Origin of the sequence: Streptomyces sp. NPDC048417 (genome assembly GCF_040651615.1) — a bacterium.
Lineage (GTDB): Bacteria > Actinomycetota > Actinomycetes > Streptomycetales > Streptomycetaceae > Streptomyces.
The window spans coordinates 17,068-37,044 of sequence record NZ_JBEZKI010000054.1; the positions used below are offsets into that span (position 1 = coordinate 17,068).

Consider the following 19,977-nt stretch of genomic DNA (forward strand, 5'->3'; position numbering starts at 1 on the left):
GTATATCGGCCGCCAGGCGATGATACTGCCGCACTTGCCAGGCGTAAGTCTTCTGTCACATCGCATGAGCTGCATACTTATCGCTTGAACCTGGCATGTGCGTTTGTACGGAGGTGCGCCGCGGGTACCGTCATCCAGGAGGTGGCCGCACATGACGCTCGCCGAACTCGATCTCACCGGGGACCTGGCACGGCCGGCCCGGTTCACCGTGTCCGACCTCCTGCGCTGGCCCCAGCACCGGGTGCGGGTCAGCTTCGACTGCGCCACCAGCGGCGTGCGGCGCCACTGCTTCACCGGACCCCTGCTGTACGACGTCCTCAGCGACGCGGGCCCCGGTTTCGACCCCGCCCGGCGCAAGGACCGCCTGCGCTTCCTCATCGCGGTCACCGGCGCCGACGGACACCACGCGCTGCTCTCCTGGGCGGAGATCGATCCGGATTTCGCCCACGCCCCCGTCCTGCTCGCCGTCGCCATCGACGACACCCCGCTGGACCTGGCGGGCCCGCAACTGGTCCTGCCGCAGGACCGCTGCGGGGCCCGGCACATCAGCGGCATCACGGCGATACGGGTGGACGGGGCATACGGCGGCCGGCGTCCAGTGCCCGCCACACCCGGTCGCGCGTCAGCGGCAACTCCGTGAACCGCACGCCGGTCGCGTCCCGCAGCGCGTTGGCCGGCGCCGGGGCGACCGGGTTGAACGGGCTCTCGCTCATCGACTTGGCGTCGAGCGGGCCGATGGCGTCCGCGGTCTCCATGAAGTGCACCTCGGTCCGCGGGACGTCCGCGTACTGCGGGAGCCGGTAGCGGCGGAAGGCCGCCGTCTCGACCGCGCCGCGCGCGTCCAGCCGTACGTTCTCGAAGAGCGTGGCGCCGAGCGCCTGGGCGATCCCGCCCTCCACCTGGCCCCTGCACTGCATCGGGTTCATCACCTTGCCGGCGTCGGCCGCGTGCACGCTGCGCAGCGCGGCGGGTGAGGAACGGCGTCTGCGAGCTGGTGCGGACGGTGAGCCGGCCGTCCTCGTCGATCCAGGCGACGGCGCCGTGCGTCTCCAGGCTGGCGTGCTGGACCCGCTGGGTGCGGAAGGTGTCCTCGTAGACGACGTCGGCCGCGGCGAACCCGGCCTCGACGTCCCCGATCTCACCGTGCGCCTCGCCGACGACGTTCGCCCGCGGACGGGAGATACGGGAGGCCGGCCCGTCCTTGTCATGGACCACGGGAGCACCGGCCGCATCGCCTCCTCCGGGTCGAGGACGGCGGGCAGGACGTCGTACGTCACCTCGATGCGGCGGCAGCCCTCCTCCGCCGCGGCCTCGCTGTCCGCCACGACCGCCGCGACCCGCTGGCCGATGTAGCGGACCGTGTCGTCGAGGAGGCGAGTGTCGTCCGGGTCCTCCTCGGGGTGCTCGTGGCGGGCGGTGGAGTAGTGCCGCTCCGGGGCGTCGTGGTGGGTCAGGACCGCGTGGACGCCCGGCACGCGCAGCGCGGCCGAGGTGTCGATCGCCGTGATCCGGGCGTGGGCGTGCGGGGAGCGCAGCAGCTTCATGTGGAGCAGGCCGGGCACCCCGATGTCGAAGGTGTAGCGGGCGGTGCCGGTGACGACCTGCGGTCCGGCCGGGGCGGGCAGGCTGCGTCCCACGGACTCGCCGGGAGACGGCTCCTCGACGTGCCTGATCCCGCGTACGGCGTCCTCGATGGCCCGGTAGCCGGTGCAGCGGCACAGGTTGCCCTTGAACGCCCGGGGGAGGTCGGTGAGTTGGTCGTCGGAAAGGGCGGCGTCATCAGGAAGCCCGCGGTGCAGAAGCCGCACTGGAAGCCCTGGGCGTCCAGGAACTTCTGCTGTACGGGGTGGAGTTCGCCCTCGGGGGAGGCCAGACCCTCGACGGTGGTGACCGTGCGGCCGCCGCCCGGAAGGCCGGGTAGAGGCAGCTGTGCACCGGCTCCCCGTCGACGTGGACCGTACAGGCGCCGCAGTCGCCCGCGTCACAGCCCTTCTTCACCCCGAACCAGCCGCGGTCGCGCAGATAGGTGCGCAGGCACTGGCCGGGGCGCGGCTCCGCGTCGTGGGACCGGCCGTTGACCTCGATCCTCATCGCTCCCCCAGTTCGCGGCGGATCTCCTCCGCCAGCCGGAACGTCATGTGCCGCCGCCACTCGGGCAGGCCGTGGATGTCGTCGAACCACTCGCCGTCGGCGACGGCGGACCCGATCGCCTCCCGCAGCGCCCCGGGCGTCGGCGGGAGCGGGAACCGCAGCCGCACCGGCCGCACGGTCGACGCGGTGACCGTGAGCGCGAAGGAGCCGTCGACGGGGTCGAGGGTGCCGATCACGAGGACGCCGGAGCGGCCCAGGCCGTAGAGGGAGGCCTGCCGGAACGCCGTACGGCAGGCCAGGGCCCGGGCGGACAGCGTGACCGAGCGCAGCAGTTCGCCGTCGGCCAGGTCCTTGCGGCCCGCGCCGGTCACGAAGGCGGTGACGGGGACCTGTCGTCGTACGCCGGCCTGGTCGATCAGCTGGCACTGCCCGTCGAGGGCGGCCGTGAGCGAGATCATCGGGCCGGCCGGGAGGGCGTTGCAGAGGTTGCCGCCGACCGTGGCCATGTTCCAGATCTTGAAGGAGGCCAGGAAAGCCCGGCAGCACTGCTCGAACAGAGGGGCGGCCCCGGTCGTCAGTGTGGCCGCGAATCGCGACAGTTGGGCGATGGTGCAGGTGGCGGCGACCTCCAGGGAACCGTCCGGGGTGACGGCGACCGGCCGCCAGCCGGTGCGGCTCAGGTCGACCAGGCGGCGCAGCCGCGGCTGGGGTTCGGAGAAGAGGTACGTCCCGCCGCCCAGCCAGGCGTCGCCGGGGCGCCAGGGCGCCAGGGCGCCGGGTCCCGGGCGTCGCGGATCTCCACCACCGTGTTCAGGTCCATGCCGGTCAGTGAAGCAACGCGCGCCTGCCCGGCACGACTGGTGCGGGGCACGGAAAAAACGAGCAGGGCCGGGCCGGTCCTGGATGATTCACCAAGAGGCGTTCCGTACGAAGAGACTTGCATTTACAATGCCGTAACTCGCACTCACCTGGTGAATGCGAGGCTGGCGCGAGGAGTCTGAGCGCATGCACGTCGAACACCTCCTGAAGGACGTCTCCCTCGGGCTGCGCCCGCTGTGGGCGCAGGACGCGCTGCTGGCGCGTGAGATCACCGGAGTGACCGTGACGGATCTGGAGGATCCGGCGCGGTTCGTGCGGCCGGGGGAGGTGGTGCTCAGCGGGCTGGTCTGGTGGGCGCCGGGCAGGGCGGAACGCTTTGTCTCGGCCCTGAAGGAGGCCGGGGCCGCCGCGCTGTTCGCGGGGGAGGAGACCCACGGGGGCGTGCCCGAGGAACTGGTGGAGGCCTGCGTGCGGCATCGCGTCCCGGTCGCGGGGGTGCCGGCGCACATCATGTTCCGGGCGATCACGGACACCGTGTACCTGAGGCAGTGGGGCGAGCTGAGCCGTCGGCAGGCGCTGCCGGAGAACGCGCGGGTACGGCTGAGCCGGCTGCTCGCACAGGAGGCCGGGCCCGGGGACGTCCTCGCGGCCGCCTTCGCGCATCTGGACGGGATCGCCGCCTATGTGTTCACGTTGTCCGGGCGGACCGTCACGGCCACGGCGGGTGCGGTGGCCGTCCCGGCCCGGGAGGCGGCGGCGCTGGTCGCGGACGGGCGCGGGGTGACCGTGTCCGTGGCCGCCGACAGCGTCTCGCCGTACGAGCGCTGGCTGCTGTATCTGCCGGACCCGGACAGCGCGCCGGCCGGGATGCTGCACGAGGTGGCCGCGGCGCTGGGGCGTTGCCAGGAGGCCGTGGTCCGGCGCCGGGCCGGCGAGCACCAGGCCGCCGACGAGCTGGGCGCGCTGCTCACCGCGCCGGGAGCGACCGAGGGGGCTCTGCTGGCCGCCGTACTGGAGTGCGGGCTGCCCGCCGACGGGCCCTACCGGGTGTTCGTCGCCGACACCGGGGCGCGGCGGCCCGGGCTCGCCGAAGGGGCGCTGGCGGAGGTCGCCGGGCAGGTGGCGCCCGGGGCGGCGGTGGGACGGCTGCCGGAGGGGCTCGCCTTCGCGGTACTGCCCACCGCGGCGGACGCGCCGGCCGAGGTCTGGGCGCTGGTCGCCGGCTGCGAGCCCGGCGTACCGCTGCACGGCGGGACCGGGTCGGCGGCCGGCGGGCCCGGCGCCCTTGCCGGGGCGCTGGCGCAGGCACGGTACGCGTTCACCTCCGCCCGCGGCACCGCCCCGGACGCCTCCGCCCTCATCGACGCCGGCGCGCTCACCAGCCTCGCCGCGCTGCTCACCGGCGTGCCGGCCGATGTTCGCACGGCCTGCAGCCGGACCGTCCTCGGCCCGCTGCACACCGACGAACGCGCTGCCTCCGCCGTGCTGTTGAGCACCCTGGAGACCTTCCTGGCCTGCGACGGCTCCTGGGCACGGACCGCCGAGGCGCTGCATCTGCACGTCAACACCGTGCACTACCGGATGCAGCGCGTGGAGCACTTCACCGGGCGCGATCTGTCCCGGCTGAGCGACCGGCTGGACCTGTGGGCGGCGCTGATGTGCCGGTGACTGTGCCGGCGAGGGGCCGGGTACGGACGTCGGTCGGGGGTGCCGGGAACGGCGTCTGCCGGCGGTCGCCGGTGAGGATCTCGGGCGGGGCGCCGGTGACGGGTCAGACGCGGTCGATGTGCACGTTCGTCGACTTCACCCGGGCGGTGGCCTCCATGCCCACCTCCAGGCCCAGTTCCTCGACGGCCTCGCGGGTCAGCAGGGAGACCAGACGGTGCGGTCCGGCCTGGATCTCGACCTGGGCGGCGACGTCGCCGAGCTTGATCGCGGTGACGATGCCGGGGAAGGCGTTGCGGACCGAGGTGTAGGAGGCGTCCTCCTCGACGGTGCCGGCCCTGGCCAGTTCGACGGAGAACGCGGCGAGGTCCTTGCCGTCGATGAGCCGCCGGCCGCCCTCGTCGCGATGGGTGGTCACCCGGCCGGCGTCGGCCCAGCGGCGGGCGGTGTCCGGGCTGACGCCGAGCAGCCGCGCCGCCTGGCCGATCGTGTAGGACTGCATGGGGTCACGATAGGGCCGGTCGCCGGGACCCGCGGACCGGACCCTCCGCCGCGGTTGATCTGCCGGGGAACCTCGGCCCGGGCGGGATGTCGGTCGCGTGTGGCAGCATCCGGCGTGAGAAGCCGATGCACTGGTTCAAGTACGCGGTCGGCGGCGACGTGGTCGTGGACTTCCACACCCTTCAGGCGATCGAGCCGATCGGGCAGGACCCGGCTCGGCTCGATGACGCCATGCGGCCGCTGGGGCTGGTCCGGGGCGGGGTCGCGCCGCTGCACAGTGCGCTCGCGCTGCTGGAGAACGCCTTCGGGATCAGCCTGACCGACCCCACCATCGTCGACGACGAGCGCTGGAGCGGCAGGCTGCGCGCGCTGCCGGGGTGAACGGCGCGGCAGCCCCGGTGGTGGTCAGGTCAGGCCGGATGCCTTGAGGACCGCGCGCGCGTTGGTGTCGTCGATCTCGTGGCCGAGCTGTGCGAGTACCTCGGTGCCCTGGCGCAGGGTGCCACGGTCCAGGGAGCGGCGGACGCCGGTGTCCAGTTCGTGCCAGAGCAGCGGATTCGCGTGCAGGACGTTCGGGTCGAGTTCCAGCCGGTTCCCGGCGGTGTCGCGCAGCACCAGATGGGCGGAGACATCGCCGTTCTGGCCGGCGTAGACGAGGGAGTCGGTACGGACGGTACGCCGGCGCAGGGGCCCGCGTACGGCCAGCCAGCCGGGGCCCGCCGTGACCCGGGCCGGCAGCAGCATGGCGAGGATGGCGGCCGACAGGGTGACCCAGACCAGGGCGCGGACCGGGGTGAGCGTGCCGGCGTCCCAGTCCACCAGGAGCGTCAGGCCGCCGAAGCCGAGGGCACAGCCGACGGCCAGGCGGGCGCTGCCGCGCCAGGTGCGGTCGCCGGCTGCCCGGCCCCTGCGTCTTCTGTCCTGCATGAGGCCGACGGTAGGGGCCGGTGGCGGCTCGGGGACGGCGGCTGACGGGGTTCTTATGCGGACCGAGCGGTTATTGACGGGATTCTTACGACGGGGGGTCGTTCCGGCTCGGGCGGTCAGCCCGTGTGGACGCGTGGCCGTCGGGAGCGGTCCGTTTCCGCCTCGCGCAGTACCTCCCGGGTGACCGGGGCGACCTCGCCCTGGCCGAAGAGGAAGAAACGCAGGAAGTTGGCGAACGGATTGCCCTCGGTCCACTCGAAGTAGATGTGCGGGATGCAGCCGGTCTCGTCGCGGACGTGCAGCAGCAGCGCGGCCAGGGCGTTGGGGATGGAGGCCGACTCCAGGGTCAGGACGCGGTAGCGGTTGTGCAGGACCTCGCCGCGCACGGTCAGGCCCGCCTCGAACTCGGAGGGGTCGGTGACCGTGACCTCGACGAAGACGAAGTCCTCCTGCTCGGGCATGTCGTTGTCGGCCCGGATCTGCTCGATCTTGTCCCGGTACTCGGCCTTGTCGCGGGCGTCCGGCTCGTTGGCGATGAACCGCATCTTGCGGCTGGCCATGTCCCTGATGAACCGTCCCGCCATGTCGTCGAGCGTCACACTCGTCACGCGCAGCTCGAAGGCGCGGGCCAGCCGGGACAGCAGCGAGACCAGGATGATGCCGACGATGAAGCAGGCACCGATCTTCACACCGTCCGGGCGCTCGATGACGTTCACGACCGTCGTGTAGAGGAACACCGCCGAGATGACCGCGAAGGCGATGGTCCAGTTGCGCTGCCTGGCCTTGTGGGAGGCGATGGTCACCGCGATCGCCGCGGAGCTGATCAGCACCAGCACACCGGTGGCATAGGCGCCGCCCTGCGCGTCGACGTCGGCGTCGAAGATCCAGGTGACCAGGAAGGCGATCAGGGTGAAGACGATGACCATCGGGCGCACGGCGCGGGCCCAGTGCGGGGCCATGCCGTAGCGGGGCAGATAGCGCGGCATCAGGTTGAGCAGGCCGGCCATCGCGGAGGCGCCGGCGAACCACAGGATGCAGATGGTCGAGACGTCGTACACCGTGCCGAAGGCGTTGCCGAGGTACTCGTGCGCCAGATAGGCGAGCGCGCGGCCGTTGGCGTTGCCGCCGGACTTGAACTCCTGCTCCGGAATCAGCAGCGTGGTGATGAAGCTGGTCGCGATCAGGAAGCAGCTCATGATCAGGGCGGCCGTGGTGAGCAGCTTCCTGGTGTCCCGGATCCGGCCGGTGGGCCGCTCCTCGGTGTCGCCCGGGTCGCCCTGGACGTGCGGCATGACCGCGACACCGGTCTCGAAGCCGGACAGGCCCAGCGCCAGCTTGGGGAAGACGATCAGGGCCACGCCGATCATGACGAAGACGTTGCCGTGTTCCGTGGTCAGGGCGCTGGTCCAGTCGGTGATGACATGCTCGGCGGTGATGACGTGGTAGACGCCGACGATCACGACCACGACGTTCAGCGCGAGGTAGATGCCGACCAGGGCGACCGCGACGCCGATGGCCTCCAGGAAGCCCTTGAGGAAGACCGCGCCCAGCAGCGCCACCAGGATCAGCGTGATGATCATCTGCTTGCCCTGGAGGAAGTCCGTCAGATGCGGGTTCTCGACCAGGTGGGTGGAGGCGTCGGCGGCCGACAGGGTGATGGTGATGAGGAAGTCGGTGGCGGCGAAGCCCAGCAGGGTGAGCACGAAGAGCTTGCCCTGCCAGAAGGAGAGCAACCGCTCCAGCATGGCGATGGAGCCCTCGCCGTGCGGGCTCTCCGCGGCGACGCGCCGGTAGACCGGCAGGGCGCCGGCCAGGGTGACGATGACCAGCACGATGGTCGCGATCGGCGACAGCAGCCCGGCCGCGAGGGCCGCGATGCCGGGCTGGTAACCGAGGGTCGAGAAGTAGTCCACACCGGTCAGACACATCACCCGCCACCAGCGCTGGCCCTTGTGCGCGGCCTCGGGCTGCGCGTGGGGCCCGGTGTGGCCGCCGCTCTTGCCCATGTCGGACAGCCCCTCCAGCATCCAGGCGCGCAGGCGACTGGGAGGGGGGTGTTCGGTCGTGGCCATCGGTCGGGCTCCTGGTGTCCGGCGCGCTGAGTGCGGGGCAAGTTCGATTCCGGCCATCACGCGGACGGCGGCACCAGCGTATGCAGAGAGTGACGCGTGGGCCCACGGATCAGCGGGCCCCGGGCGTCAAACTTGCGTTAAGAATCGCCTGGCAGACGGCGGTGCAGCATCAAAAAGAGGGTGCCGGGAGGCCACAACGGGGCGTTCGGCTGTACGGGGGACGGAGGGCGGGTGCGCGGGGCCGGACACCGAGCGTTATCCCGTCGCAGTGCGGGAGGGACCTGATGCACGGAGGCCGGGGACAGGGTGTGTTTCCCTGTCCCCGGCCGTACCGGATGCGGCGCCAGCCCTGACCGGTCTTGGTGCCGTGGTTCGCCTTCCTCCTGCGACGGGCCCTGGCGGGCTCGCTTGGACATGTGTCGACTCCCTTCCAGAAGTGGGGCGTTCAAGCGGTGCGGCCGACCAGCAGGTCGGCGAGCCGGTTGAGCCGCCTGATCGTGCGGTCGTCCGTCGCCGCGGGGGCTGGTTCGATGCGGGCGTCACGGTCGTAGTAGGCGCCGTTGACGATGTCGACGGACGGGTCGCAGAGCCGGACCACGTGTGCGGCGCCCTCGGCGGCCGTCCCGCCCTCGGCGGCCGTCCCCGCCCTCGTGGGCGTAGAGCGGGAGCAGCGCGGTGTCGCAGGCGCCCGGGTGCACGGAGACGGCGGTGACGCGCGGGTCGGCCGCGAACACCGTGAGCGCCAGCTGCGACTGGGCGTACGCGGCCAGCCGGGAGTAGCGGCGGGCGCGGTTCGGGTCGGACCACTGGATGGCGGTTCCGCGGATCCCGGACAAGCCGGAGTGCCGTTCTCTGACACGCCTCTGACGTGCGCGTACCAGTCTTTGACGGTCCGTTCGGCCGAACGGACCAGGCTCAGCCGAGGCCGGGCACCGCCGAGATCACAAGGTCGATCAGCTTGCTTGCCGATCTCGACGATCTCGATGAGCTTGGTCGGGTTGGAGTCGAGGTCGACCATGTTGCCGGCCTCCTTGGCGGCCGACGTACCCGTGTTCATGGCCACGCCGACATCGGCCTGGGCCAGCGCGGGCGCGTCGTTGGTGCCGTCACCGGTCATCGCGACCAGCTTGCCGGCCGCCTGCTCCCGCCGGATCAGCGCGACTTTGTCCTCGGGCGTGGCCTCGGCGAGGAAGTCGTCGAGGCCGGCCTCCTCGGCGATCGCACGGGCGGTGACCGGGTTGTCGCCGGTGATCACGACCGTGCGGATGCCCATCCGGCGCAGTTCGGCGAAGCGCTGCCGGATGCCGTCCTTCACGACGTCCTTGAGATGGATCAGGCCGAGCACGCGCGGGCCGTCCCAGTCGTGCACCGCCACCAACAGCGGGGTACCGCCGGACGCGGCCACCGTGTCGGCGAACCTCCGTGCCTCGGACGGGACATGACCGCCGTACATCCCCACCCACTCGATCACCCGCTGGGCCGCGCCCTTGCGGATCGCGCAGACCGCGCCGTTGTCCCAGCGCAGGTCGACGCCGCTCATCCGGGTCTGGGCACTGAAGGCGACCCAGCGGCCGTTCGCCAACTCGTCCTGGGCGGGAGCGTGCAGCCCGTGCAGCTTCTTCGCGAGGACGACGACGGAGCGGCCCTCGGGCGTCTCGTCGGCCAGCGAGGACAGCTGGGCCGCGTCCGCGAGCTGCCGTTCGTCCACGCCGGGCAGCGGTACGAAGGCCACGGCTTCACGGTTGCCCAGGGTGATGGTGCCGGTCTCGTCCAGCAGGAGCGTGCCCACGTCACCGGCCGCCTCCACCGCCCGCCCCGACATGGCGAGGACGTTGCGCTGCACCAGCCGGTCCATGCCCGCGATGCCGATCGCGGACAGCAGCGCCCCGATCGTCGTCGGGATGAGGGTGTGATGCGCGGGCGCCCGTCGCTCGGAACGGGCCCCGGCCGCCGCGGTCCGCGTCGGATCCGTGGTCCGGGGCCGTGAGGCCGCTGACGCCCGCGGCTCCTCGGGCGGCCGACGTGAATCTATCCCTCGGCGAGTGCCGATCACGCCTGCTCAGCATGGAATGTGCGGATCCCGTACGGGCATCGCGAGCACGCCGTCAAGGCCCCGTCAAAGCTGCCTGAAGGGCCGTCAGGAGCGCATCAAGGCCGCCCGTCGACGGCCGGATCCGGTCGCAGACTTGATCGGCACGGGGGACGGGCGACCGTCCGTGGCGGGTATCTGGGAGGGGACCGTGACCATCACGGCCGGCGCAGCACACAGACCTCCGAAGGAGGCTGTCGAAGAGCCACGGCAGGTCAGGGTCGCCCCGCCGCCCGTGCCCGCCCCCGGGTCGCGGAAGCGGCGCCCGGGGCAGCGGATCGTGGCCGCGCGGGCCGCTCTGCGCCGCCGTCTGCGGTCGACCGTTCCGGCACGGCTGCGCCTCCTGCGCGCGGCCACGGTCCTGCTCGCCGTCGCCCTGGGGATCCTGCTCCTCGTCGCCGGAGTGGCCGCGAACGGCACCTGGGACGCCGTGGCCGACCGCGACGCCCCCCGCACCACCAGCGCGGCCGGCCTCGACCTGGCCCTCAACGACATGGACGCCCAGGCCGCCAACATCCTGCTGTCCAGCGGGAACGGCGGGACCGGCGGGCTGGACACCCCGCACACCAAGGCCGTCGCCCTGTACGCCGACGCCCGCCGCGAGATCGGGCACGACCTGCGCACCCTCTCGGCCGCCGCCCAGGGGGACCGGACCGACGAGAAGACCGTCGAGTCGATCACCGACGACTTCGCCGAGTACCAGGAACTCATCGGCCGGGCCCTGGAGAACGACCGCCGGGCCGGCGGCAAACCGGACGCGATCACCGACTACCGCGACGCCACCGACCTGCTGCGCGACAGCCTCCTGCCGGACGCGCGCAAGCTGGTCTCCGCCAACGACACGGCCTTCGACTCCCGGTACGCGGCGGCCCGTTCGGCACTGTCCGCCCAGCTCGTCACGGTCCTCGTCCTCGGTCTGCTGCTCCTGGCCGTCCTCGGCGTCGTGCAGTGGTACCTGGCCCGCCGCTTCCACCGGATCCTCAACCCCGCCCTCCTGGCCGCCACCGTGTGCGCCGTGGCCGCCGTCGTCCTCGGCACCCAGCTCCTCTCCTCCTCGGCCACGCATCTGAAGGTGGCCCGGCACGACGCCTTCGACTCCGTCGTCGCGCTCTCCCGCGCCCGCGCGATCGCCTACGACGCCAACGCCGACGAGAGCCGCTACCTCCTCGACCCACAGCGCCGCACCCGGTACGCGGACTCCTTCCTCGCCAAGTCCCAGGAGCTGTACGGCATCGAGGGCGCCACACTGTCGACGTACGACGCCGGACTCGCCGCCACCTGGCAGGACTACCGCGCCGACGCCGGCGACCCGCGCTTCACCGGCGAGTTCCGGCGCGAGCTGGACAACATCACCTTCCCCGGGGAGCGGGCCGCGGCCGAGAGGACGGTCGACGCGTACGCCGTCTACGAACGCGACGACCGGAGGATCCGCGCGCTGCTCACCACCGGCCGGGAACAGCAGGCGGTGGAGTTCTGCATGGACTGGGAGGCGGGCACGTCCAACGCGCACTTCGGGGCGTGGATGACCGCACTGGACCAGGTGACCGACATCAACCGCGCCCACTTCACCTCGTCCGTGGCGGCGGGCCGCGCCGAGCTGACCGGCCGGCTGCCCTGGGCCTGCGCGCTGTTGCTGCTGGCCGTGGGGCTGACCGGGCTGGGGCTGCGGCCCCGGCTGGCGGAGTTCCGGTGACGGGACGTCACACGTCCGCCAGCCGCGCCTCCTCCAGGTCCAGGGACCGCTGGAGCCGTCTTCGGGTCGTGTCGCTGATGGTGTGCTCGTCGTACAGCCGCCGCAGCTCCGCCGCCTCCACCGCTATCAGGTCGCGGCGCAGCTGCCGGTAGACCAGGTCGGCCGACTCGACCGTGCTGTCGGCCAGCCGGTCGCGGGCGTCGTCGAGGCGGGCGTTGAGGCCGCGCCGGAGCCGGTCGAGGACCACGTCGGGCACGGCCTCCAGCTCGGACAGCTCCTCCAGGCGCCGGATGCCCGCGTCGGCCAGCCGGCAGCGGGCGGCGGCCTCCTCGCGCTCGGTGTGGTCGGGCTCCAGGGCTATGCCGGAGCGGCGCACGACGGAGGCCAGCGAGAAGCCCTGCACGACGAGGGTGACCACGACGACCGAGGTGGTCAGGACCAGGACCAGCGGGCGCTCGGTCAGCGCAGAGCCGTCCTTCGCCACCACCGGGATCGACAGCGCGGCCGCCAGCGGCACCACGCCCCGGGTGCCGGCCCAGGTCAGCACCACCGGCACCCGCCAGTTCGGCCGCTGGATGCCGCCCTTGCGCTGCACCACCGCCGACAGCGGCGCCAGCCACAGCAGCCGTACCGCGATCAGCGTGCCGGCCACCGCCAGCGCGTACAGCGGCCACGCCCGGTCGCCGTCGGACAGCGCCCGCACCTGGGCGGGCAGCGCGAGCCCGATCAGACTGAAGACCACGCTCTCCAGCAGGAAGACCACCGTGCCGTAGACGGCGTGCAGCTGAAGCCTGATGCGGGCGTTGGTGAGCCGGTCGCCGCGGCCGCCCAGGACGACCCCCGCGACCACCACGGAGGTGACACCCGAGGTGTGGACCGCCTCCGCGAGGACGTACGCGGTGTACGGCGTGACCAGCGATATCACCGTTTCCAGGACCGGGTCCTCGGTGCGCCGCCTGATCACGGTGACGACACCGGCGACGACGGCACCGATCAGCGTGCCGCCGCCCGCCAGCAGCAGGAACTCGCCGCCCGCCGTCCCCCAGTTCGCCGCCGCCGAGGCCACCGCGACGCTCACCGCGACCCGGTAGAGAACCAGGGAGGTCGCGTCGTTGAAGAGGCTCTCGGCCTGGACCAGCATCTGCACCTTCGGCGGCAGCGCGAGCCGGCGGCCGAGCGCGGTCACCGCGACCGGGTCGGTACTGGCCAGGATCGCGCCCAGCACCAGCGCCATCTGCCAGGACAGCGGGGTGATCATCGAGGCGACCGCGCCGACGGCCGCCGCCGAGGCCAGCACCAGGCCGACCGCGAGCACCCCGACCGGCTTCCAGACCGCGCGCAGCTCGCGCCAGGAGAGTTCCTCGGCGCTGGCGTAGAGCAGTGGCGGGAGGACGACGAGACCGATGACCTCCGGGCTGATCCGGATCTGCGGTGAGCCCGGCAGCAGGGCCACGGCGAGGCCGGCGACGACGAGGAGGGAGGGGGCGGGAATCCGCCATCGGCGGGCGAAGGTCGCCACCACCGTGGCCAGTACCACGAGTGCGAGAACCGTACCCACGCCGCGCATGCCGTCCCCCTGGGGCCCGAGGACCTGTCGCTCGGATCCCGCCGCAGACGTACGGCTCGGCACGCACCTCCGCACGCACCGAGCCCCGCTCACCGGAGCTGATGGGTCACCGCCGATGTCCTGCGACCTGATCCGAGAGGCAGGCCCGACAGGAGCCACTGTGACTCCCGGCCGACCAGACTTCCCGGCACACCGCCTTCACCCTATCCGGCGAGGGGCCGTCAAGACAGTGTCAACGTCCTCGTCAGTGGCGCCAGAGACGCGTCAAGACGCCGCTCCCCGGGCCTTTTGGCGCGCTTGTCTTTGAGGTGATGAACGACGTACCGCGCGGACGACTGAAGGTCTACCTCGGTGCCGCCCCAGGGGTCGGCAAGACCTACCGCATGCTCGACGAGGCTCAGCGCCGCGCGTCCCGGGGCGCGGACGTGGCGGTGGGGTTCGTGGAGTGCCACGGGCGCCCCCGGACCGAGGCCATGATCGACGGCCTGGAGGTCGTGGCACGCCTGCGCTGCGACTACCGGGGCGGCGAGTTCGAGGAGATGGACGTCGCGGCCGTGCTGGCGCGCCGCCCGAAGGTGGCGATCGTCGACGAGTTCGCCCACACCAACATCCCGGGCGGAGGCCGGCACCCCAAACGCTGGCAGGACATCGAGGACCTGCTCGCGGCCGGCGTGGACGTGATCACCGCCGTCAACATCCAGCACCTGGAATCGCTCAAGGACGTCGTCGAGAAGATCACCGGGGTGCCGCAGCACGAGACGGTGCCCGACGAGGTCGTCCGGCGGGCCGAGCAGATCGAGTTCGTGGACATCCCGCCGGAGGGCCTGCGCCGTCGCATGGCGCACGGCAACATCTACGCCCCCGAGAAGGTCGACGCGGCCCTCGCCAACTACTTCCGCCCCGGCAACCTCACCGCCCTGCGCCAGCTGGCCCTCCTCAGGGTCGCCGACCGGGTCGACGAGGCGCTCCAGTCCTACCGCGCCGAGCACGCCATCGGCGGGGTGTGGGAGACCCGGGAGCGGGTCGTGGTCGCGCTGACCGGCGGCCCGGAGGGCGACACGCTGGTACGACGGGCCGCCCGCATCGCCGACCGGTCGGCGGGCGGCGACCTGCTCGCCGTGCACGTGGCCCGCAGCGACGGACTGGCCGCCGGTGTCTCCCACGCCTCGCTGGCCCGGCAGCGTCGGCTGGTCGAGGACCTCGGCGGCAGTTACCACTCGGTCGTCGGCGACGACGTGGCCACCGCCCTGGTCGAGTTCGCCCGCGCCGAGAACGCCACCCAGCTCGTCCTCGGCACCAGCCGCCGAGGCCGCCTCGAACGCTTCCTCACCGGACCGGGGACGGGGGAGACCGTGACCGCGCTCTCCGGTGACATCGACGTCCATCGGGTCACCCATGAGCGCGCCGGCCGCGGCACTCTGCTGCCCTCCCGCCGCCGCACCCTCTCCCCTCGCCGGCTGATCGCGGGGCCGGTGGCGGGGCTGGTGCTCCCGGTGCTGCTGACCATCGCCCTCGCCCAGGTCCGCGGCACCGTCAACCTGACCAGCGAGGCCCTGCTCTTCCTGCTCGCGGTGGTCGGCGTGGCCTGCATAGGCGGGGTCACCTCCGCCGTGATCGCCTCCGTCACCGCGTCCCTGCTGCTCAACTACTGGTTCATCCCGCCCGTCGGCCAGTTCACCCTCGACGATCCCAACGCCCTGCTGGCGCTCGGGGTGTTCGCGGTCGTGGCCGCCACCGTCGCCGGGGTCGTGGACCGCTCGCTGCGGCTGTCCCGGCGCGCGGCCCGGGCCGCCGCGGAGGCCGAGACCATGTCGTCGCTGGCCGGCAGCATCGTGCGCGGCGGCCAGACCATCCCGGCCCTGCTGGAACGCACCCGCGAGACCTTCGGCATGGATTCCGCCGTGCTCGTCGACGAGCCGCCCGACGGTGCCGACGTCACCACCGTGCCGGCCGGCCCCGGCAACTACCTGGTCCTGCGCGGTCGTACCCCCTCCGCGTCCGAGCGGCGGGTGCTCGGCGCCTTCGCCGCGCACGTCGGCTCGGCGGTGGAGAGGGCCCGGCTCGCGCAGGCCGCGGCCGAGGTCGAACCGGTACGCGCCGCCGACCGCATGCGCACCGCGCTGCTCCGGGCCGTCGGCCACGACCTGCGCACCCCGCTCGCGGCCGGCTGGGCGGCGGTCACCTCGCTGCGCAGCCGCGAGGTGGAGTTCTCCCCGGAGGACCGCGACGAACTCCTCGCCGGCGCCGAGGAGTCCATGGCCCGGCTGAGCCGGCTGATCGACAACCTCCTCGACCTCAGCCGCCTGGAGGCCGGCGTCCTCACCCTCAACCTCCGGGCCACCGCCCTGGAGGAGGTGCTCCCGGCGGCCCTCGCGGACACCCCGACGGTCGACGTGCACGGCGAGCCGGAGAACATGCCGCCGCTGCTGGCCGACCCGCCGCTGCTGGAGCGCGTGATCGCCAACCTGGTCGGCAACGCGGCCCGCTACAGCCCGCCCGGCAAGCGGGTGCTGGTGACGGCGAGCGCGCTGGCCGGGCGTGCCGAACTCCGGATCATCGACCGGGGCCCAGGTCTGCCCGCCGGCGGCCGCGACCGCCTCTTCGAGCCCTTCCAGCGGCTCGGCGACACCGACAACAGCACCGGCCTCGGCCTCGGTCTCGCCCTCGCCCGCGGGCTCACCGAGGCGATGGACGGCACCCTGACCCCCGAGGACACCCCGGGCGGCGGACTGACCATGGTCGTCTCGCTGCCCCTGGCCGATCGGACCCAACCCTTCCGGACGCCGCAGAGCGTAGGAGGTGCCTCATGAGCAGCACATTCGCCGACGCGGGACACGCGACCTTCAGGTGGCCCCCGCCCACCAGGGACGGGGCCGCGCTCGCCGCAGGCCTCGCCCTCCCCTTCCTGGTGGCCCTGGTCCTGGTCCCCTTCCGCACCGACCTGTCCCACACCAACGCGGCGCTGGTCCTCGTCGTGGTGGTCGTCGCCGTGGCCGCGCTGGGCAGCCGTCTCGCCGGAGCGGTGGCGGCGCTCTCGGCGGCGGCCTGGTTCGACTTCTTCCTGACCAGGCCGTACGAGACCTTCGACATCACCGCCACCGCCGACATCGAGACGGCCGTGCTGCTGCTCGCCGCCGGTCTGATCGTGGCCCGACTCGCCGCCCACGCGCGCAGGCTGGAGGTCGTCACGGTGGCCGACGAGGGCTACCTCGCGCGCATCCACGCCACCGCCGACCTGGTCCAGTCCGCCAAGTCCGCCGACACCGTCGTCGACCATGTGCGCGGCGAACTGACCGGTCTGCTCGGCCTGTCCGGCTGTCGCTTCGAGTACGGCACCCTGCTGGGACAGCCGGCCCGGCTGGGCACCGACGGCGGGGTCACCGTCGGACGCCGGGCCTGGGACCTGGAGAGGAGCGGCTGGCCGGAGCACGAGATCGAACTGCGCGCGTACGGCAACGGGCACTACCTCGGCCGGTTCATGCTCACGCCGGGTCCGGGGCCGGTGCCGCCGCGGCAGGCCCGGCTGGTCGCGGTGACACTGGCCGACCAGACCGGGGCCGCGCTGGACAGGGCGGGGCCGGTGAGCGCGGGCTGATCCGGGTGTGCGGGCCGGGGCGGACCGTACCTTCCGGTTCCGGCCGGTGCACGGGGGCGGGACCGGTTCGCCCGGCCGGAACCGGTGTCGTCGTGTTGTCCACCGCCACCGTGCGCTTCGCCGACGAGCCCCCCTGGACAAGGTCTACTCCAGGCCGGATGCCCGGAAGACACCCAGGGCGTTCTCGTGTTCGACGCGTTCGGCGAGGCGGCTCAACGCGGTCGCGCCGCACAGCAGGGTGCCGGCCGCGGCCGACCTGCGGGCGCCTTCGTCGACGTGACGCCACAGCCTCGGGTTGTCGATCAGGACCTGTGGGTCGATGCGCAGCCGGTCGCCGGACGAGTCCCGCAGCAGCAGCCGGGGAGAGATGCCGTCGAGGCAGCGGACGGAGACCAGGAGGTCCGTGCGGACCCTGCGGGTGCGCAGCAGCCGACGGGAGGTGAGCCAGCCGTCGCCGGCGCGGACCCTGGCGGGGCAGAGGACGCCGAAGAGGAGCAGGGCGAGAGTGGCCCAGAGGGTGCCGCGCCACCAGGCGATCGTCCCCGACCCCCAGTCGATCAGGAGGAGCAGGGCGAGGAGGGCGCCGGCGCAACGGGCCGATGCGTAGACGTCCTTGGACCAGCGGTGGTCCTCGGCGGGGCGGGCTTCTTCGCCGTGCTGCATGGGGTGAAGGTAGGGAGCGGCGGAGCGCGGCGTCAGCAGGTGTGACGTGTCCTTGATGGGACTTTGACGGTCGTGGGTCCGTGCGGCCCGGTGGGGCTGGTCGCGCCCGCGCGGCGGTGGCCGCACATTGGTACAGCCCCGCGCCCCTTTGGGGCGCGCTGCGGTCGGAGCTGTCAAGAAGGCGTCAAAGTCGGTCCGTCCGGCGCGAAGAAAACGCAAGGGATTGCCGGACCTGGCCGGAACGGGACAGAACCTGGTCGCATCGCGCGCGGTACTCCCGCGCGCGAAGGCATATCCCGTTCGTTAAGGAGCGCCCTCCATGTCCGTACTGACCGCCGAACCGGGCGCCGTGCCCGCCGGTGAGGAGCCGCCCGATACCGGCGAGCGGCACCGGCTCACCGCCGTTACCGGCCTCGCCGCGCTGTCGCTGGACGCCATGGCCTCGGTGGCGTACGGACCGGAGGCCATCGTGCTCGTGCTGGCCGCCGCCGGTGCGCACGGGCTCGGCTACACGCTGCCCGTCACCCTTGCCATCGCGGCCCTGCTGGTGGTGCTCGTCGCGTCGTACCGGCAGGTAATCGCGGCCTTCCCGGACGGGGGAGGGTCCTACGCCGTGGCCTGGACGCATCTCGGCGCCCGGACCGGTCTGGTGGCCGCCGCCTCCCTGGTGCTCGACTACGTCCTCAACGTCGCCGTCGCCGTGACCGCCGGTGTCGCCGCGCTCACGTCCGCCTTCCCGGCCCTCTACCCGCACCGGCTGTGGATCTGCCTGGCCGTGCTGGTGCTGATCACGGGCGTCAACCTGCGCGGCATCGTCGAATCGGCGAAGGCGTTCATCGTGCCGACGGTCGTGTTCGTCGGGGCGATCTTCGTGCTGATCGTCGTGGGGCTGTTCCGGTCGTCGCCGGCGAGTACCGTCACCGCCGCCGGGCATGCCTCCGTCCTCGCCGACAACGCCTCCACCATGGGCGCCCTGCTCCTGCTGAAAGCTTTCGCCTCCGGTTGTGCCGCGCTCACCGGTGTCGAGGCCATCGCCAACGCCGTGCCCTCCTTCCAGGCGCCGCGCGTCAAGCGGGCCCAGCACGCCGAGGTCGCCCTCGGGGCGGTGCTGGGAGCGATGCTGATCGGGCTCTCGGTGCTGATCTCCCGGTTCCACCTCCAGCCCGTCGAGGGCGTGACCGTGCTCGCGCAGCTCGCCGATGCCTCGCTCGGCCACAACTGGGGCTTCTACGTCATCCAGTTCGCCACGATGATCCTGCTGGCGTTGTCCGCCAACACCTCGTTCGGCGGGCTGCCGGTGCTGCTCAAGCTGCTCGCCCGGGACAACTACCTGCCGCACGTCTTCGCGCTGAAGGCCGACCGGCAGGTGCACCGGCACGGGGTGCTCGCCCTGGCCCTGGTCTCGGCGGCGCTGCTGGTGTCCTCCGGCGGCGACACCAACACCCTGGTGCCGCTGTTCGCCATCGGTGTCTTCGTCGGCTTCACCATCGCCCAGGTGGGCATGGTGAAGCACTGGAGGCTGGAACGCGGGCCCGGCCGGCGGGGGAAGGCGCTGCTCAACGGTTTCGGGGCGGTCCTGACCGGGGTCGCGACCGTCGTCGTCACCGGCAGCAAGTTCGCCGAGGGCGCCTGGCTCGTCGTCGTGATGCTGCCGCCGCTCGTCGCCGCCTTCGGCGCCGTGCATCGCGCCTATCGGCGGATCGGGGGGCGGCTCGGGCTCGGGCGGATCCCGGAGTCACCGCACCGCGAGCGGTCGGTCGTGATCGTGCCGGTGTCGTCCCTGTCCCGGCTCACCTCCCAGGCGCTGTCCGCGGCCGCCTCCCTCGGCGACGAGGTCCGTGCCGTCACCGTCTGCCACCCCGACCCCGAGGACCGGGCCCAGCTGCACGCTCTGGAGCGCGCCTGGGCCGAGTGGGACCCCGGGGTGCCGCTGGTGAGGTTGAGCTGTGAGCGGCGCACCCTCGGCCGTCCCATCGCCGCGTACGTCCGTGAGGTGACCGCGGCCGAGCCGGCCACTCAGGTGACCGTGCTGATCCCGGAGACCGAGCCCGAGCGGCTCTGGCAGCGGCTGCTGCAGAACCAGCGTGGTGCGGTCGTCGCGCACGCCGTGCGCAGGGAGACCGACGCGGTGATCTGCCGTCTGCGGTTCCGCCTGTCCTGATGCGCCTGGTACGCCTGAGGCCGGCGTTCCCCCAGTTCAGGGGGGTGCCTCTATGTCCTTCGTCAAGGCACTCCTGTCGGGTTTGGGGTGATTCGGGCTTGCTGGGGTTATGCGGCGAGCTCGACGTCCGCGGG

12 protein-coding genes and 4 pseudogenes are annotated in these 19,977 nt (G+C 72.6%); 7 read left to right on the forward strand and 9 right to left on the reverse strand.

The annotated features are described in order from the left end of the window. Nucleotides 1-151 precede the first annotated feature (151 nt). A complete protein-coding gene (locus AB0D59_RS48580) occupies nucleotides 152-640 on the forward strand; it encodes a molybdopterin-dependent oxidoreductase (RefSeq protein WP_362578807.1) in 489 nt (162 codons plus the stop codon). On the opposite strand, the pseudogene AB0D59_RS48585 reads toward AB0D59_RS48580, so the two are convergent. Together AB0D59_RS48585 and AB0D59_RS48590 are read right to left on the reverse strand one after the other, a co-directional pair. Next, nucleotides 555-2,091: pseudogene (locus AB0D59_RS48585) on the reverse strand (2Fe-2S iron-sulfur cluster-binding protein). The gene AB0D59_RS48580 and the pseudogene AB0D59_RS48585 overlap by 86 nt on opposite strands. Next, nucleotides 2,088-2,911, reverse strand: a pseudogene (locus AB0D59_RS48590) (FAD binding domain-containing protein). Before AB0D59_RS48590 ends, AB0D59_RS48585 begins: the two co-directional pseudogenes overlap by 4 nt. A gap of 185 nt (nucleotides 2,912-3,096) precedes the next feature. Between AB0D59_RS48590 and AB0D59_RS48595 the strand changes: the two are divergent. Beyond that, nucleotides 3,097-4,578: a PucR family transcriptional regulator gene (locus tag AB0D59_RS48595; protein WP_362578809.1), complete on the forward strand. Its 1,482-nt coding sequence runs from the start codon at nucleotides 3,097-3,099 to the stop codon at nucleotides 4,576-4,578. A 103-nt stretch (nucleotides 4,579-4,681) separates the two neighbouring features. Here AB0D59_RS48595 and AB0D59_RS48600 read toward each other — a convergent pair whose 3' ends face one another. Continuing rightward, nucleotides 4,682-5,077 (reverse strand): helix-turn-helix transcriptional regulator, encoded by a 396-nt coding sequence (locus AB0D59_RS48600; protein ID WP_351734167.1) that lies wholly within the window; start codon nucleotides 5,075-5,077, stop codon nucleotides 4,682-4,684. Between the two features lie 125 nt (nucleotides 5,078-5,202). Here AB0D59_RS48600 and AB0D59_RS48605 point away from each other — a divergent pair, with 125 nt between their 5' ends. Then, entirely contained in the window at nucleotides 5,203-5,457 is a 255-nt protein-coding gene (locus AB0D59_RS48605) for a hypothetical protein (RefSeq protein WP_362578812.1), read from the forward strand. Between the two features lie 24 nt (nucleotides 5,458-5,481). On the opposite strand, the gene AB0D59_RS48610 is transcribed toward AB0D59_RS48605, so the two are convergent. The 4 genes and pseudogenes from AB0D59_RS48610 to AB0D59_RS48625 all read right to left on the reverse strand — a co-directional run. Beyond that, nucleotides 5,482-6,003 (reverse strand): hypothetical protein, encoded by a 522-nt coding sequence (locus tag AB0D59_RS48610; protein WP_362578815.1) that lies wholly within the window; start codon nucleotides 6,001-6,003, stop codon nucleotides 5,482-5,484. A 116-nt stretch (nucleotides 6,004-6,119) separates the two neighbouring features. Next, nucleotides 6,120-8,075, reverse strand: a complete 1,956-nt coding sequence (locus tag AB0D59_RS48615) for an amino acid transporter (RefSeq protein ID WP_362578818.1) — start codon at nucleotides 8,073-8,075, stop codon at nucleotides 6,120-6,122. 445 nt (nucleotides 8,076-8,520) lie between these two features. Further along, nucleotides 8,521-8,890: pseudogene (locus AB0D59_RS48620) on the reverse strand (short-chain dehydrogenase); the annotation flags it as partial. A 143-nt stretch (nucleotides 8,891-9,033) separates the two neighbouring features. Next, a pseudogene (locus AB0D59_RS48625) lies at nucleotides 9,034-9,981 on the reverse strand (HAD-IC family P-type ATPase); the annotation flags it as partial. A gap of 334 nt (nucleotides 9,982-10,315) precedes the next feature. Between AB0D59_RS48625 and AB0D59_RS48630 the strand changes: the two are divergent. After that, complete coding sequence (locus tag AB0D59_RS48630) at nucleotides 10,316-11,857, forward strand: hypothetical protein (protein WP_362578821.1); 1,542 nt, start codon at nucleotides 10,316-10,318, stop codon at nucleotides 11,855-11,857. Nucleotides 11,858-11,864: 7 nt separating this feature from the next. On the opposite strand, the gene AB0D59_RS48635 is transcribed toward AB0D59_RS48630, so the two are convergent. Then, on the reverse strand, nucleotides 11,865-13,424 hold the full coding sequence (locus AB0D59_RS48635) for a Na+/H+ antiporter (protein WP_362578824.1): 1,560 nt from the start codon (nucleotides 13,422-13,424) through the stop codon (nucleotides 11,865-11,867). A 311-nt stretch (nucleotides 13,425-13,735) separates the two neighbouring features. Here AB0D59_RS48635 and AB0D59_RS48640 point away from each other — a divergent pair, with 311 nt between their 5' ends. Beyond that, nucleotides 13,736-16,234 (forward strand): ATP-binding protein, encoded by a 2,499-nt coding sequence (locus AB0D59_RS48640; RefSeq protein ID WP_362578827.1) that lies wholly within the window; start codon nucleotides 13,736-13,738, stop codon nucleotides 16,232-16,234. Then, nucleotides 16,231-17,019, forward strand: coding sequence for a DUF4118 domain-containing protein (locus AB0D59_RS48645; RefSeq protein ID WP_362578830.1), 789 nt, complete (start codon nucleotides 16,231-16,233; stop codon nucleotides 17,017-17,019). Before AB0D59_RS48640 ends, AB0D59_RS48645 begins: the two co-directional genes overlap by 4 nt. A gap of 144 nt (nucleotides 17,020-17,163) precedes the next feature. On the opposite strand, the gene AB0D59_RS48650 is transcribed toward AB0D59_RS48645, so the two are convergent. Further along, on the reverse strand, nucleotides 17,164-17,682 hold the full coding sequence (locus tag AB0D59_RS48650) for a hypothetical protein (protein WP_362578833.1): 519 nt from the start codon (nucleotides 17,680-17,682) through the stop codon (nucleotides 17,164-17,166). Between the two features lie 319 nt (nucleotides 17,683-18,001). On the opposite strand from AB0D59_RS48650, the gene AB0D59_RS48655 reads away from it, so the two are divergent. Next, the gene (locus tag AB0D59_RS48655; RefSeq protein WP_362578836.1) at nucleotides 18,002-19,843 is read left to right on the forward strand and encodes an APC family permease; all 1,842 of its coding nucleotides are present in this window, start codon (nucleotides 18,002-18,004) and stop codon (nucleotides 19,841-19,843) included. Nucleotides 19,844-19,977: the final 134 nt, after the last annotated feature.